Raw genomic sequence first — 13,946 nt, 5'->3', positions numbered from 1 at the left:
TATTACGCGCATCCGTACAGCAGCTGGGAGCGTGGAAGCAACGAAAACGGAAATCGGATGCTGCGCAGGTTTCTTCCCAAGGGAACGGACTTCAGCAAATTGAAGCCAAAGGAACTGCAGCGGATCGAAGATTGGGTTAACAACTATCCGCGCAAGATTTTCGGATATAAGTCAGCAAATGATATGTATGCTGCGATGATATAACTCGCTAAAAGTTTAACGAGACCTTGCGACAATTAAACTTGCAATTTGCCATCCTCTCCTCGTGTAAAAAATTCGCTTGCATTTTCCTCCCGCACGGGTTATAATAGCCCCTGTCAATCATGGGGACGTAGCTCAGCTGGGAGAGCACCAGGTTCGCAATCTGGGGGTCGAGAGTTCAATCCTCTTCGTCTCCACCATCTCGATGACAAAGAGGCATCTACGCGGATGCCTTATTTTTGTATAAGGAGTAAAAATATGTTCCGTCCGATGCGCCGCAAACGCCAAGAGCTCACAAAGGAAATGACCGAGGAAATCCTGCACCGCAATACAGCGGGCGTTCTCGCCCTCGCGGGTGATGAGGAGTTCCCGTACGCCGTCCCCATCAGCTACGTCTACGACGGCACGCACATCTACTTTCACACGGCGGTAACGGGACACAAGGTCGATGCCCTCCAGCAGAACCCAAATGTCTCCTTCGCCGTCATCGACCGCGATGAGATCATCCCCGAAAAATACACCACGGCATACCGCAGTGTTGTCGTATTCGGACGCATCCGCATCGTCGAGGATGATGCAGAAAAGCGGGCGACCGCGCGCAAGCTCGCTCTCAAATATGCTCCGCACAACACGGAGGAGCAGCATACGCACGAAATCGACGGCGCATGGAAACGATTCCACATGCTCGAAATGACCATCGTCCATATCACGGGCAAACAAGGCAAAGAACTCGTCGGAAAAGAATAACGGACAGCAAAAAGAGCAGCCGCACGACGGCTGCTCTTTTTTCTATGAAAACTTTATCCCTCGACGTTCAGCACGATGAGCTTTTCCTCCGTCAGCTCGCGGATGGCATAGGCGGGACCCTCGCGGCCGACGCCGCTGTCCTTGACGCCGCCGTAGGGCATGTTGTCCATACGGAAGGTCGCACCGTCGCCGATGATGACGCCGCCGACCTCGAGGTTCTCGGCGCAGTAGTTCGCGACGGCGAGCGAGCGCGTAAAGACGCCCGCCTGCAGGCCGTAGCGTGTGTCGTTCGCCATGTGCACCGCCTCCTCGATCGTGTCGTAGGGGATGATGCTGAACACGGGGGCAAATGTCTCCTCGGAGACGACCTTCATCGCCGGGGTGACATCGGTGAGCACGGTTGGCGCATAGAACGCACCGCGCCGTGTGCCGCCCGTGAGGACGCGTGCACCTGCCGCCTCCGCCTCGCGCACCCACGCCTCGATGCGCTCCGCCTCGCGTTCTGCGATCATTGGGCCGATCTGCGTGTGTACGTCCATGAGGTCGCCACTGCGGAAATCCTCCGCCGCTGTGACCGCAGCGCGGCAGAACGCCTCATAGATGCTGCGCGCGACATAGACGCGCTGGCAGGAGATACAGACCTGCCCTGCGTTGACGAACGCATGCCGCGCGCAGTGCTCCGCAACCCATGCCACATCGTCAACATCCTCGTGGACGATGTTCGCCGAGTTCGAGCCGAGTTCGAGCGAGATGCGGCGAAACCCGACCGCCTCGTGGAGCGCCTTGCCGACGGGGACGCTCCCGGTAAAGGAAAACATGCGGATACGCTCGTCCGCCGTGAGCAGCCGTCCGACCGCACTGCCCGCGCCGTAGACGAGGTTGAGGCAGCCCGCAGGCAGTCCCGCCTCCACGAACACGTCGCAGAGGAGCGACGCCGTGAGGGGCGTTGCCGAGGCAGGCTTGTAGACAACCGTATTGCCCGCCGCGAGTGCCGGACCGATCTTGTGCGCGGCGAGATTGACGGGAAAGTTAAACGGCGTGATGGCGCAGACCACGCCGAGCGGACGGCGAATGGTGAACGCCATCCGATTGCCGCAGCCGGGCGCCCCCGCGAGCGGCACCGTCTGCCCGCGCAGACGCTTTGCCTCCTCGGCAGAGAGGATAAGGGTCTGATAGGAACGGTCGATCTCACCGCGTGCGTCGCGGATGGGCTTGCCCGCCTCGGCCGAGAGCGCCTCTGCGAACTCCTCACGCCGTTCGCGCATGAGATTTGCCGCACGCATGATGATCTCGTAGCGTTCGTACGGGCTGAGCTCCACCGTGTGGAAGGCGCGCTCCGCCGCATCCACCGCCGCGCGCACCTCCTTTTGCCCTGCCGTGCAGATCTCCGCAATCACCTCGCCGGTCGCCTTGTGATAGACGGGGAGCGTCCCCTCGCCTGCGACACGTACACCATCAATGAGCATCTCGACCGTCTTCATTTCATCGTCCTCCCTCCGCAGGTGGCACAGGAACCGCGCCGCCCCGCAGAAAATCGTCCAGAAGGTTCATCATCCGCGCTTTCGATAGGCCCCGCGCGGCTCATGTCAGCTATTTTTCATTATAGACACGCCTCTTGCAAAAATCAAGAAATCATGCATCCGCAAATTTTTACCAACATATAATCCCCTCCTTACGCCGTTCCCCATTACTTTTGCTACACTATCATCCGTCAGCAATCAACAGAAGAACAAATGGAGGAACCATGATGAAGAAAACTCTGCGCGCTGCGGCGCTTACAGCGGCGATGACAACGATGCTTTCCGGCGCGGCATTTGCGATGGCAACCGTCACGGACGGACAGGAGACCAGCGACGGTGCGACGCTCACCTATCCCGTCGTAAAGGCCGATGCGCCTGAGGCACAGCAGCGCATCAATATGGTGATCGAGGACGATGTGAAGGCATTCATGCAGGAAATCGACGCCGCACGCGTTGCGGGCAAGCCGCCTGCGGCAAAGATGAGCTACGAGATCACAAAAAGCAGCGACGAACTGCTCAGCCTGAAGACGGAGCAGTTCATCTCCGAGGAAAGCGCGGCGCATCCGATGTCCTATGCTCACGGCTATATCTTCCGTCTGTCCGACGGCAAGGCGCTCACTCTCGACGACGTACAGCAGCTGCCGGATCGAAAGAAGCAGGCCGAACGCTACACGCTGGAGTCACTGAACAAACGCCTCGCTGAGCCGAAAAACGGCGCGGCCAAGGACTTCAAAAAGCTCGAGACCGCGCCCAAGGACATCTATATGGATGCCAACGGACACATTCATGTACTCATTCAGCGCTATGAGGCGGCTTCCTACGCAGCGGGCATCCTCGACATCGACCTCGACGCATAACATCGTTCCGCCCTCCCTTTTTCGCCTGCGCCCCATGGGCGCAGGTATTTTTTGTGCCGCAGAATGCATTGCATTTCGCCCCTGCTTTCGGTAGAATGAGGGAAAGGGAGGATCTATCATGCTGAAAAAATTATTCTTGCCGAGCCTCGTGCTCGTGCCGCTCCTGTTCCTACACCCGTACGGACAAGTTCAGGCAGAAAAGCCCCTTCCCAAAACGACGTCAGTCCAGCCGGTTCCCGAGGATGCGGTCGGCCGCTCAAGATTTTCATCGGCGACAGAATACCTGAGATTCCGTGACCAGGGCTCCGCCCTCACGATGTCAGTACCGCTCATTAATGGTCCATTTTATATCTATAGGCTCAAAGGCGGCATTACCCTATTTGTCAATGACAAATTTTTAAATGGCGATGTGCCGCTGCGCCTTACAGCGCTGCTCACACATATGCCTGCTCCTGCAGGAAAGGCACAGACGACAGCCGAACCTTTCAAAGACGACGCTGACCGCACCATCCTCTCTTACCAGACATCGCCCCTCATGCGCAATGTCAAGATCCTCAGCAATGAAACACTGAAACAGAATGGCTCTCCCGCACGGCGCCTGACGATGAGCGTATTCACACACGAGAGAGATACCATTGTCGAAATCCTGTGGATTGGCGATTCATCGGGAGCATGGCTCGTTCAATTTGACTGCAACGCCGATGATGCGAATACGGTTGATCTCCTTCCTCGCCTCCTCTCCTCTGTGAGCGTCGGCGAAGATACAGAAAAATAACCCCCATCTATGGATACCGGATATCGAAAGGAGAACAATGATGGATTCCATCGAAAAACTTCGCACCATCCTCGGTGCCAGCCGTCGTGCGGTCTTCTTCGGTGGGGCGGGCATGTCCACGGAGTCGGGGATCCCCGACTTTCGCAGTGCGGGCGGGATATACAGCGAGACGCTTCATCAGGAGTTCAGTCCCGAGCAGATGGCATCGCACAGCTTCCTCATGGCGCATCCCGCCGAGTTCTTTGACTTCTATCGGCGGCGCTTTGTCTACCTCGCAGCGGAGCCGAATCCGGGGCACTATGCACTCGCAGAGCTCGAGCGGCGCGGCATTCTCGCGGCGATCGTAACGCAGAACATCGACGGGCTCCATCAGGCGGCTGGCTCCAAGACCGTCTACGAACTGCACGGCTCGATCCGCCGCGCACACTGCATGGACTGCGGCGCGCACTACGAGCTCGACTACATCATGGAGCACACGCCCATCCCTTACTGCTCCTGCGGCGGCATCGTCCGTCCCGACGTCGTGCTCTATGAGGAAAGTCTCGATCCCGCAACGATCGAAGGGGCTGTCGCAGCGATCCGCGCGGCGGACACACTCATCATCGGCGGCACGTCGCTCATTATCTATCCCGCAGCGGGGCTGATCAACTACTTCCGCGGCGAACATCTCATCCTCATCAACAAGAGCGAGACGCGTGCAGACAGCCGTGCCGAGCTCGTCATCCGCGAGCCGATCGGTGATGTGCTGCATGCGGCGCTGCCGGAGGTACACTGATTCGAACACCAAGCGTACGGCGCGCGCACAGCATCATCAGACACAAAACAAGGTGGTTTCCATGTCCATCAGAAAGATTCTCGCAGTGACCGTCTGCGCTCTTCTCCTTGCTGCAGCGACGGTCTCGGCACAGGAAAAGACAGAGACCAACCCGTGGGCAGCATCTCTGCAGGCAACGACACTGGAGGGATTCGGCGCACGCCTCACCATCGATCTGCCGCCCCTGGAATACTGCCAGCTGGGACGTTTTCCGACGAAATCGGAGGGAAACGACTTTGGATTTGTCGGAAACACATTCTCGTCAGGGGATGCCCGTGATGCCCTCTACATTGGAATCTCCTGCGAAGAAAATGCCGCCTTTTCCAAGGACGGCGATACGATAAATCAGCTCTCCGACTATGCGCACAATTTTATTTCCACCATCCCCGCATCCGATTCCGCCCCCCGCATCATCCGTGAATATTTGCTCTCACGGGACAAACATCCTGCATGGATGATCAGCCTCTCCTATAACGGGGGTGCTGCGCGGCGTGACTTTCTCTTCATTGCCGACGAGGGGAGGATCTGGCGCATCAGTATATTGTGTCACGCCCCGAGCGCACAGCAGGAAAGGCGTATCGACACGATACTGACCTCTGTCAAACTCAGCTCTTCCGAGGCGACAGTGCCTCGCGTTCACATAGACGGCATACAGCCCATCGAGTTCACAAAGAGAGCCGCTGAGAACGGCGATGTATCTTCCCACGCGCTCAGCACCACAACGATCCGCGACCGTGACAGCATCCTCACAATGCAGCTGCCAACCTCTGGGGTGCCGTTTTCCGTCGACACCTCGCACACGGAAAGTGCATTCTTTACCAGCAACCGATTTTCACACGATGACACGCCTCTTGCCCTGTCCGCCGTGCTGATCCATACGCCCGATATGGACGCAGGGCAAACGAACGAATCCATGGGGGAGCGCCTGAACGAACAAACGACGCTGCTGACCCAAGGCATCCTGACCTCCCCGCAGGGAAGCGAGAAAAAGATCCTCCGCGACGACGTCCAATCCCAAAACGGCTGTCCCGCACGGCGGCTGACCGTGCAGGCGCACTATCAAGGTCAAAACATCATCACCGAGATCCTGCTCATCCGCGGCAAGACAGATACATGGATCGCCGAGCTGACCTTTTATGCAGAGGACACGGTACTGGCGGAGCTTGTCCCCGTTCTCTTATCCTCCATAAAAATCGGCGCATAGGAACCTGCCAAGAAAATCACAGATACATTTAGGCAGCGGCCCTTGACACGTTTTTCCATGCTTCGACGAAAAATTCTCCACGCAGCCCTTACTGTGCGTCCTCTTTTTTCACCTCATTCGGACGAAAACGTCTGCGCCGATCAACCGACTCCATTTCAGCCGCGTTTCGTTAGAGAAAGGAATTCGTAAATGTTCCGACAAATAGTGCCGCTGTGTCTTACGTTCCTATGTTTTTTTGCCTGCGCACCGGTGCATGCAGAAATCCAGTCATACGCCAGTGCAGAGTCAACATCGGAGGAGGTACGTCATCTCCCTGCACCGACCATCCCTGTTATGTCCGTCAAAATCGGCGAATTCCACGACCGCGGCTCTGTCCTAACGATGGACATCCCCTCGACGGACACGCCGTTTGCCAAATCTACGGTACGCACAGGGGACACTCTCTTTGTCAACAATCAATTTGCCAACTACTACAAGACACCACTCGCCATGGCGATGATGCTGCTACATTTCCCGGCAAAGGACGACCTGCAGACAAAACCAATCAACCAAAGCCTCGATGAGATGGTCGAGGGGTTCATCGACAGTGTTATGACATCTCAAAATGGATACAAGAAGGAAGTGCGCCGCAACGAAGCCCTGCTGCAAAACGGTTTTCCTGCGCGGCGGCTCACGGTGTGGTGGTCTCTTAGAACCGGACGGGAAACGATCGGCGAGGTGCTTTTCCTCTCATATAAGAACGACGTATGGTGTATTCAGGTAATCTACGACACAAGCGATCCGATCATCCCCTACCACGCAGCCAGCCTTCTGGACAGTGCAGTGATCCGCACGGACACGGAAGAATAATCCTTACTCCAACACCAAAGACAGCATGCATAGAGCGGCTCACCTCGAGCTCCTGCCCCGCCGCACATTCTGGAGCAGGATCCCACCCATGATGAGCACGAGGGCGAGGAGTACCGCCCCCGTCATGCGCTCGCTGAGGGTAACGGCGGATACATTCAGACAGCCTCTCTTGACACATTTTTCCATGCTTCGACGGAAAATTCTCCGCGCAGCCCTTGCTGTGCGTCCCTTTTTTTACCTCATTCGGACGAAAATGTCTGCGCCAATCAACCGACTCCATTTCAGTCGCGGATCCCAAGGGACATGAAAGGAAACCTGTTATGTCCATCAAAACAATCTATGCGCTGACCATCTGCGCCGTACTCCTCCTGTTCATGCCGACCGTCTCGGCACAGACGGAAAACGTTGGCGATGAGGTGCTCTTTTTTACGGGCGAGGGCACAGAAGACGTTCCCCCGTCATGGGAACTGCGCGACAATGTGCTCAAGGATCGGGGGCATGCACTGTACATCAGCCTGCCATTTGATGTAAAAAGACCTTTTCGCAGGTATAGAGATTCCGATGAATATTTTCTCACCAGCAAGAATGAACACATCGCTTTTGCCCTCTTCCACCGCCTCTACGAGCCTCCTTCGTCAAATGACGCCCCCCTCTCCCGCCCATCCCAAGAGGAGATCATCGAAAAAGCACTGGATCGCCTCACTGACAATGATACACCAAATTGGACCGTTTTGCGCAGTGAATCATTACGACTGGGCAACACTCCTGTCAAACGTGTTTCCGTCATGTATCCCTATCGCTTTCAAAGCGGGGAGTGGCATATTTTTAAGATGGAATATCTCTTCGTTTGTACCGACACAGAGGATTGGGTTGTCATGTTTGAATACAGAGCCGATGACCGCGAGATCACTGATGATATGCTCGACGCCATGTTCTCATCCGTTCGTTGGCGCATGATCGATACAAAGTAATCCTCGTCTACCCACGCCCCCGCCGCACATTCTGGAGCAATATCCCGCCCATGATGAGCACGAACGCGAGGAGTGCCGCCCCTGTCATGCGCTCGCCGAGGGTAACGGCGGAGACGATGAGCGAGAGCAGCGGCACGGCGTAGGCGAGATTCGCGACGGCGGCGGAGTTCGTCGCCTGCTGGAGCGCCATCGCCCACCAGAGATAGCCCACGGCATCGATGAAGATCCCGAGCCAGAGAATCCCGCCCCACTGCATCCACGAGAGCGTGACCCACTCCTCCATGATGAGCGTCACGGGCAGCGAGCACAGCGCCGTCACGCCCCACGCCATCACCATCATCACGATCTGATCGATGTTCCGCCGCTTGTTCAGCACGCAGAAAAGGCCGTAACAAAGTGCCCCAAGTATGCAGGCGGCGGCGCCGAGCATTCCATTTCCCTCGGCGCTGCCCTCCCCGCCGAGCGTGAGCACCACGACCCCCGAGAACGAGAGAAGGAGGGCGGCGGCCGTGCGGACGGTGATCCGTTCCCCGAGAAGGAACGCCGCAAAGAGGACGATCATCATCGGCCAGAGGAAGTTGAGGATGCACGCCTCCTGCGAGGTGAGCTGCGAAAGCCCGTAGTAGTAGAGCCCCGAGTAGAGGAAGATCCCGAGAAAGCCCAGCCCCGCCATCGCCGCATAACCGCGCACATCGTAGGCGCGGAACACGCGTCCGCCGTCACGCACGAGCTGCATGACGATGAGAAAGAGACAGCCCGCGAGACTGCTCACAAAGAGTGCCTCATACGTTGGGATCGCCGTGAGGAGGCTCTTCACCAGTGCCGCTGTCGTCGACCACATGAGGACTGCGCTGACGGCATAGAAATAGACACGCCCCTGCATCATCACTCCTCCTTTACGTACGCAATCTGTGCTTTCCTACTTCTCCCTCTGCCCCTTTCATCCCTTCTTCTATTATGACAAAATATGTGAACTTCTCACAGGCAAGAAAAAAAGCTTCCGATCTCTCGGAAGCCTCTGCGTTTCAAATGGAGCTGATTATAGGACTTGAACCTACGACCTGCTCATTACGAATGAGCTGCTCTACCAACTGAGCTAAATCAGCATACCGCCTCACAGGCGATAGTGGAATTATACCCGAGCCGCGCGCTCCTGTCAACCCCGCAGCAAATATTTTTTTCACAGTGGGAATCATCTGCGGCTAATCCCCGTTTCACTTCACTTTAAGGATTATTTGGAACAATACGAGGTAGTTTATGGACAGCATCTCGGGGCATCTCATGCCCATCAAGGAGTGAACTGCATGATCGGACATATTCTGCGCGCCCTCTGCTGCGCGCTGTGTCTCCTCACCGTAGCGAGTACGGCACTCGCCGCCCCGCAGACCATCGAGGCGGAGGGCGTCTACACCGTCGGTGACAACGACTCGCCAAAGATCGCCCGCGACGCCGCACGGCAGGAGGCGATGCGCTCCGCGACGGAGCAGGCCGGCGTCTACGTTGAGAGCTACACGGAGACGCAGAACCTCACCCTCACCAAGGACGAGGTGCGCATGGTCGCGGGTACGGTGCTGCGCGTCCTGCACGAGGACGTAACCCCCGAACTGATCGGCGACGTATGGCGTTACCGCGTGCATCTCGTCTGCGAGGTCGACACGTCCAAGGTCGATCTCGCCGCCCTCGCCCAGAACAAGGCGGAGCTGGCACGCCTCCAGAAGGAACGCGACGAGCTGAAGCGGCAGAACGACGAGCTCCTCGCACGCTACGAGCAGGCACGCGGCACAGAAAAGGCGGAGATCGGCGCACAGCTCGAGGAGAGCTACAAGCTTGGCCGCATCTTTGACGACGCGGCATCCATGATCCAGCGCGGTGACGAGCAGCACGCCATCGCCGACCTCTCCCTCCTCATCGAGGATCCCGCCGTCACAGGGAATGCGCGTGCGTATGCGTTCTACCTGCGCGGGCGCGCCTACTACGAGCTCCGCAGCGACCGTCTCGCACTCAATGACTTCGACGCGGCCGACCGCACACCGCACACGAACACGCCCTATCCCATCTGGCAGCTGCACCGCTACCGCGGGCAGATCTACTTTGACATGGGCCGCTACGACGATGCGGCAGACGAACTGCGCACGGCGTGGGACGCCTCCGACAAGACAGACGACGAGCTCTGGATGAAACTGCGCCGTGCCGAGCACAAGGCGGAGCAGGAGGCACGCCACGCCGAGCGCGGTGACGGCGGCGCGCGGGGCGGCATCGACTGGACGCGCGTCATCACCGAGGTCATCCGCGGCGCAATGCAGCAGGAACGTACAACAGAGTAACAGTGCACCGTAATCTTTCTTGACAGAGACTTTCATCTATCATATACTTTTTATAATGAAGGTTTTATGTAAAGGAGGATTCCCATGCTGCACCCATTTTTGCGGCGCGTATGCGCTGCCCTCACCCTCTGCATCGTGCTCACCGCGCCGGCCGTACTGCTCACGGGCTGCGGCGGACGCAGCGCGGAATCCCCCGTCCCGACGCAGCAAATGCCCGCGCGCAGCATGGAGGAGCGCAGAGCGTCACTCGGCCCGTATATGGAGGCAACGACCGCCTACAACAGCACGATGCTCCCCCTGAGCCTCGCCGTCTCCACCACCGTCAGCGACCTGCGGCAGGGGAAGCACCTGACGAGGATCACGCTCCCGCCGCTCTCAAAACTCCGCCGTGAGCTCGACGCGGCGCACGCTGCGCCCGGCGGCACGGGCGTCTATCCCGACGTCGATGCGGCGACAGAGGAACTGCGCAGCACGCTGGAGGAGCTCGCCCCGCTCGCCGACCAAATGGAGAACTACTACGCCGCCGGGGCGTACACGACGGACGGCTACGCGCAGGCGAACGAAATGACGGCACAGTTTCTCCCACTCTATGACCGGTTCATCTCAGCCTACGACCGACTGGATGCCATCGTCACCGACCACTACAAAGAGATGCGGCTCACTCAGATCGACGCGATGCATAGCGACGGCAGAGAGAACGCCGCCACCTTCCTCGAGCTGCGCACGAAGGCACGCGAGCTCGTCCGTATGCTGCGCAGCGGTGGACACGATCCGGAAGCCACCGAGGCGAAAATCCGCGAGATCAACACCCTCATCGAGAAACTCCCCGCCGGCACCGGCTACCTCGTGAGCTACAAGAACGGCATCAACAGCCTCGTCACGGCCGTCCGCGCGTATAATGCGGGACCTCCCGACCCGAACAAACTCGACAACGTCGTCGAGGAGTTCAACCGCCTCGCCGCCACGGGCAACAACGTCGATGTGAATGCGCTCGACGCGAAAAAGAAATAGCGCACAACATAAATCTCCCCCTCCCACTTCACGGCAGGAGGTTTTTGCGTGCCGATCAACATAATCCCGTACACGATTCCCCCATGACACACAACGAAGATCCACGGATGAAAGGCACATAATGTTTGACAGAAATTATCACCTGGGTTATACTTGTTGTGATTATTTATCTTATATTCAGATATTTTCAAGAAGGAGGCTCCTCATGATCTGTTCCACGATCCGACGTACCCTCTCCATCCTCACAGCGTGCAGCCTGCTCGCCGCCCCTGCCGTACTGTTCACGGGCTGCGGCAGCAGCAACGACAACGCCGCATCACAGCAGACCACAGCAAGCAATGCACAGTCGCGCGAGACGGCACTCAACCCCTACCTCGAGGCAACGAACGACTACAACCACAACATCGTCACCTTTAACTTTTCCATCGCCCCGTCCCTCGACAGCCTCCGCAAGGGAGAGCACAAGGAGCATATCTCTCTGCCGCATTTTGAAAATCTGAAAAGTGCCCTTGAGGCGGCACGTTCCGACCCGAAGGCCGCAGGTGTCTACCCCGACATCGATGCGGCAGCGGATGATCTGCTCGCCGTCCTGAAGGATCTCGCCCCGCTCACCGCGAAGATGGAGAGTTACTACTCCGCCAAGACCTATATGACCGACAACTATGCGCAGTCGGACGAGATGGTCGCGCAGTTCTTCCCTCTCTATGACAAATTCGACGCTGCCTACGACAAATTCGACGCCGTCGTCACCGACCGCTACAAGGAACTCCGCCTCGCCCAGATCGATGCGCTGCGCAGCGAGGGCAAGGAGAACGCCGCCTCCTTCCTCGAGCTGAACGGCAAGACACGAGAACTCGTCGAGATGCTCGACGGCGAGCAGGTCGACAAGAACGCCGCCGAGGCGAAGATCGGCGAGATCAGTGCCCTCCTCGAAAAACTCCCCTCCGGCACGGGCTTCCTCTCCTCCTACAAGAGCCAGGTCAACAGCTTCATCGGTCAGGTGCGCGAGTATACCTCCGGAAGCCCCGACCCGAAGAAGTTCAACAACGTCATCGAGGAGTTTAACAGACTCTCCTCCACCAGCAGCAACGTCGATGTGAATGCGCTCGACGCGAAAAAATAGCACCGATCCCCCCTTCCTCTGACCTGCCCCCCAAAAGTTAGACTTAAGGAATCTAACTTTTGGGGGTATTGTAATGGCAAAATACAGTACAGAATATAAACTGAAGATTGTAAGGGAATACCTTGCAGGACAAGGAGGATACAGAGCCTTATCCAAACGGCACGAGATTACGAAATCTCAAATCAAACATTGGGTGAAAGCATATCGAGCTTTTGGAGAAGATGGCCTGAAATGCTCCCGTGCACAGCAAACCTACTCTTTCGAATTTAAGCGTTCTGCGGTAGAATGTTATCTGTCAACAGAGGCATCCTATCAGGATGTAGCCATCGCGCTTGGCCTGAACAATCCGCCCCTGCTCGCCCGCTGGACGAAGGAATATCGCCTTGGCGGTGTGGATGCCCTGAAACCAAAACCGAAAGGAAGAGCACCCACCATGCCAAGAAAGATGAAAGAGCGTCCCCAAGACCTTCCACAAGACGAGACCACGCAGCAGCTGAAGGCCCTGCAGGACGAAAATCAGAGACTGCGCATCGAGGTCGCCTATTTAAAAGGACTCAGGAGGCTGCGTCTGCAGGAAAAGATGCAGAGCAAAAGGCAAGGATCGTCCACAGCCTCCGAGGAGAATTTCAGCTGAAAGATATCCTTGCCGTCACAGGTTTTCCGAAAGCGACCTATATGTACTGGCAAAAGAAATTTGCTCAACCGGAAGTGCCGGATGAGCGGGAACAGCTTATCCTTGCCATTCGTAAAGAACACAAAGATTATGGCTATCGCCGCCTATGGGCACAGCTACGAAATCTTGGGCACAAGATCAATCGCAAGGCGGTGCAGCGGATTGTGCAGAAGCTTGGACTGCAAGTGCATTCCTTTACGCACAGAACGCGCAAGTACAGCTCCTATAGGGGAGCTGTCGGCAAGGCTGCAGACAATCTCCTCAGCCGCAGATTCAAAACCTCTATCCCGCACCAGAAGATAACAACGGATACGAGTGAATTCAAATACTGGGGGCAGGATAATGGTAAGCCCGTCGTACACAAGCTGTATCTCGATCCATATATGGATCTGTTTAACAGCGAGATTGTCAGCTTCCATATCGGAAGACACCATCTGCCGCGGGGATTCAGAGCGCACTCGAGGAAGCGATTCGTGTGACAGCGGACTGTCCCTATCGGCGTACATTTCACTCGGATCAGGGATGGGCGTATCAGATGAAGTCGTACACAAAGCGGCTGAAGGAGGAGCGAATCTTTCAGAGTATGTCGCGCAAAGGGAACTGTCTGGACAACAGTGTGATGGAGAACTTCTTTGGACTCTTAAAGCAAGAGATTTACTATGGGCGTGTGTGTCTACCATAGCTACGAGGAGCTCAAAACGGCGATTGAGGAATATATCGTCTACTACAACGAGTACCGGCATTAAGGAATCTCTCGGCTGGCTCAGTCCTGCACAGTATCGCCGCAAACATCTCGCCGCATAGCAAAAAGCGCAGGATTTTGCTTTCCTACGCTTTCAGGTCTAACTTTTTGGGGTCACTACCCTCCTGCTTCATC

14 protein-coding genes, 2 tRNA genes and 1 pseudogene are annotated in these 13,946 nt (G+C 56.9%); 13 read left to right on the top strand and 4 right to left on the bottom strand.

The genetic code is table 11. From position 1 onward, the window contains the following. The 3 genes from C1713_RS02445 to C1713_RS02435 form a co-directional block, all read left to right on the top strand. Window positions 1-204 (top strand): IS30 family transposase (locus C1713_RS02445; protein ID WP_138774471.1); only part of this gene is annotated, 204 nt, incomplete at its 5' end. A 121-nt stretch (window positions 205-325) separates the two neighbouring features. Continuing rightward, a tRNA-Ala gene (locus tag C1713_RS02440) sits at window positions 326-401 on the top strand. A gap of 58 nt (window positions 402-459) precedes the next feature. Then, window positions 460-948, top strand: coding sequence for a pyridoxamine 5'-phosphate oxidase family protein (locus C1713_RS02435; RefSeq protein WP_170950752.1), 489 nt, complete (start codon window positions 460-462; stop codon window positions 946-948). 53 nt (window positions 949-1,001) lie between these two features. On the opposite strand, the gene C1713_RS02430 is transcribed toward C1713_RS02435, so the two are convergent. Then, window positions 1,002-2,429 (bottom strand): aldehyde dehydrogenase family protein, encoded by a 1,428-nt coding sequence (locus C1713_RS02430; protein ID WP_009753607.1) that lies wholly within the window; start codon window positions 2,427-2,429, stop codon window positions 1,002-1,004. Between the two features lie 263 nt (window positions 2,430-2,692). Here C1713_RS02430 and C1713_RS02425 point away from each other — a divergent pair, with 263 nt between their 5' ends. From C1713_RS02425 to C1713_RS02405, 5 genes are all read left to right on the top strand, one after another. After that, window positions 2,693-3,325, top strand: a complete 633-nt coding sequence (locus tag C1713_RS02425; RefSeq protein WP_009753605.1) for a PdaC/SigV domain-containing protein — start codon at window positions 2,693-2,695, stop codon at window positions 3,323-3,325. Between the two features lie 118 nt (window positions 3,326-3,443). Then, entirely contained in the window at window positions 3,444-4,100 is a 657-nt protein-coding gene (locus tag C1713_RS02420) for a hypothetical protein (protein WP_102492914.1), read from the top strand. 40 nt (window positions 4,101-4,140) lie between these two features. After that, on the top strand, window positions 4,141-4,875 hold the full coding sequence (locus C1713_RS02415; protein ID WP_102492913.1) for an NAD-dependent protein deacylase: 735 nt from the start codon (window positions 4,141-4,143) through the stop codon (window positions 4,873-4,875). Between the two features lie 61 nt (window positions 4,876-4,936). Next, window positions 4,937-6,118: a hypothetical protein gene (locus C1713_RS02410; RefSeq protein WP_102492912.1), complete on the top strand. Its 1,182-nt coding sequence runs from the start codon at window positions 4,937-4,939 to the stop codon at window positions 6,116-6,118. Window positions 6,119-6,451: 333 nt separating this feature from the next. After that, window positions 6,452-6,967, top strand: a complete 516-nt coding sequence (locus C1713_RS02405) for a hypothetical protein (protein ID WP_009753601.1) — start codon at window positions 6,452-6,454, stop codon at window positions 6,965-6,967. A 39-nt stretch (window positions 6,968-7,006) separates the two neighbouring features. On the opposite strand, the gene C1713_RS02400 is transcribed toward C1713_RS02405, so the two are convergent. Beyond that, the gene (locus C1713_RS02400; RefSeq protein WP_245870936.1) at window positions 7,007-7,153 is read right to left on the bottom strand and encodes a hypothetical protein; all 147 of its coding nucleotides are present in this window, start codon (window positions 7,151-7,153) and stop codon (window positions 7,007-7,009) included. A gap of 188 nt (window positions 7,154-7,341) precedes the next feature. Here C1713_RS02400 and C1713_RS02395 point away from each other — a divergent pair, with 188 nt between their 5' ends. Further along, window positions 7,342-7,938: a hypothetical protein gene (locus tag C1713_RS02395; protein ID WP_245870934.1), complete on the top strand. Its 597-nt coding sequence runs from the start codon at window positions 7,342-7,344 to the stop codon at window positions 7,936-7,938. Window positions 7,939-7,945: 7 nt separating this feature from the next. On the opposite strand, the gene C1713_RS02390 is transcribed toward C1713_RS02395, so the two are convergent. Further along, window positions 7,946-8,824 carry a DMT family transporter gene (locus C1713_RS02390; protein ID WP_102492909.1) on the bottom strand — a complete coding sequence of 293 codons (879 nt, stop codon included), beginning with the start codon at window positions 8,822-8,824 and terminating at the stop codon, window positions 7,946-7,948. 144 nt (window positions 8,825-8,968) lie between these two features. Continuing rightward, a tRNA-Thr gene (locus C1713_RS02385) sits at window positions 8,969-9,044 on the bottom strand. 198 nt (window positions 9,045-9,242) lie between these two features. On the opposite strand from C1713_RS02385, the gene C1713_RS02380 reads away from it, so the two are divergent. From C1713_RS02380 to C1713_RS02365, 4 genes and pseudogenes are all read left to right on the top strand, one after another. Next, window positions 9,243-10,262 carry a tetratricopeptide repeat protein gene (locus C1713_RS02380; protein WP_102492908.1) on the top strand — a complete coding sequence of 340 codons (1,020 nt, stop codon included), beginning with the start codon at window positions 9,243-9,245 and terminating at the stop codon, window positions 10,260-10,262. Window positions 10,263-10,346: 84 nt separating this feature from the next. Beyond that, window positions 10,347-11,273, top strand: a complete 927-nt coding sequence (locus C1713_RS02375) for a DUF3829 domain-containing protein (RefSeq protein WP_102492907.1) — start codon at window positions 10,347-10,349, stop codon at window positions 11,271-11,273. A 205-nt stretch (window positions 11,274-11,478) separates the two neighbouring features. Next, window positions 11,479-12,396 carry a DUF3829 domain-containing protein gene (locus tag C1713_RS02370; RefSeq protein ID WP_102492906.1) on the top strand — a complete coding sequence of 306 codons (918 nt, stop codon included), beginning with the start codon at window positions 11,479-11,481 and terminating at the stop codon, window positions 12,394-12,396. 73 nt (window positions 12,397-12,469) lie between these two features. Continuing rightward, window positions 12,470-13,873, top strand: a pseudogene (locus C1713_RS02365) (IS3 family transposase). The last annotated feature ends 73 nt before the right edge of the window (window positions 13,874-13,946 follow it).

The organism is Centipeda felix (genome assembly GCF_900186465.1).
Lineage (GTDB): Bacteria > Bacillota > Negativicutes > Selenomonadales > Selenomonadaceae > Centipeda > Centipeda felix.
The sequence above is the reverse complement of the archived record's forward strand: the minus strand, read 5'-3'. Positions and strand labels throughout refer to the sequence as shown.

What these genes read in the sequence shown, in the direction of transcription:
- C1713_RS02435 (WP_170950752.1), top strand. Translation starts at nt 460, where the DNA reads ATGTTCCGTCCGATGCGCCGCAAACGCCAAGAGCTCACAAAGGAAATG.
- C1713_RS02430 (WP_009753607.1), bottom strand. Translation starts at nt 2,429, where the DNA reads ATGAAGACGGTCGAGATGCTCATTGATGGTGTACGTGTCGCAGGCGAG.
- C1713_RS02425 (WP_009753605.1), top strand. Translation starts at nt 2,693, where the DNA reads ATGATGAAGAAAACTCTGCGCGCTGCGGCGCTTACAGCGGCGATGACA.
- C1713_RS02420 (WP_102492914.1), top strand. Translation starts at nt 3,444, where the DNA reads ATGCTGAAAAAATTATTCTTGCCGAGCCTCGTGCTCGTGCCGCTCCTG.
- C1713_RS02415 (WP_102492913.1), top strand. Translation starts at nt 4,141, where the DNA reads ATGGATTCCATCGAAAAACTTCGCACCATCCTCGGTGCCAGCCGTCGT.
- C1713_RS02410 (WP_102492912.1), top strand. Translation starts at nt 4,937, where the DNA reads ATGTCCATCAGAAAGATTCTCGCAGTGACCGTCTGCGCTCTTCTCCTT.
- C1713_RS02405 (WP_009753601.1), top strand. Translation starts at nt 6,452, where the DNA reads ATGTCCGTCAAAATCGGCGAATTCCACGACCGCGGCTCTGTCCTAACG.
- C1713_RS02400 (WP_245870936.1), bottom strand. Translation starts at nt 7,153, where the DNA reads ATGGAAAAATGTGTCAAGAGAGGCTGTCTGAATGTATCCGCCGTTACC.
- C1713_RS02395 (WP_245870934.1), top strand. Translation starts at nt 7,342, where the DNA reads ATGCCGACCGTCTCGGCACAGACGGAAAACGTTGGCGATGAGGTGCTC.
- C1713_RS02390 (WP_102492909.1), bottom strand. Translation starts at nt 8,824, where the DNA reads ATGATGCAGGGGCGTGTCTATTTCTATGCCGTCAGCGCAGTCCTCATG.
- C1713_RS02380 (WP_102492908.1), top strand. Translation starts at nt 9,243, where the DNA reads ATGATCGGACATATTCTGCGCGCCCTCTGCTGCGCGCTGTGTCTCCTC.
- C1713_RS02375 (WP_102492907.1), top strand. Translation starts at nt 10,347, where the DNA reads ATGCTGCACCCATTTTTGCGGCGCGTATGCGCTGCCCTCACCCTCTGC.
- C1713_RS02370 (WP_102492906.1), top strand. Translation starts at nt 11,479, where the DNA reads ATGATCTGTTCCACGATCCGACGTACCCTCTCCATCCTCACAGCGTGC.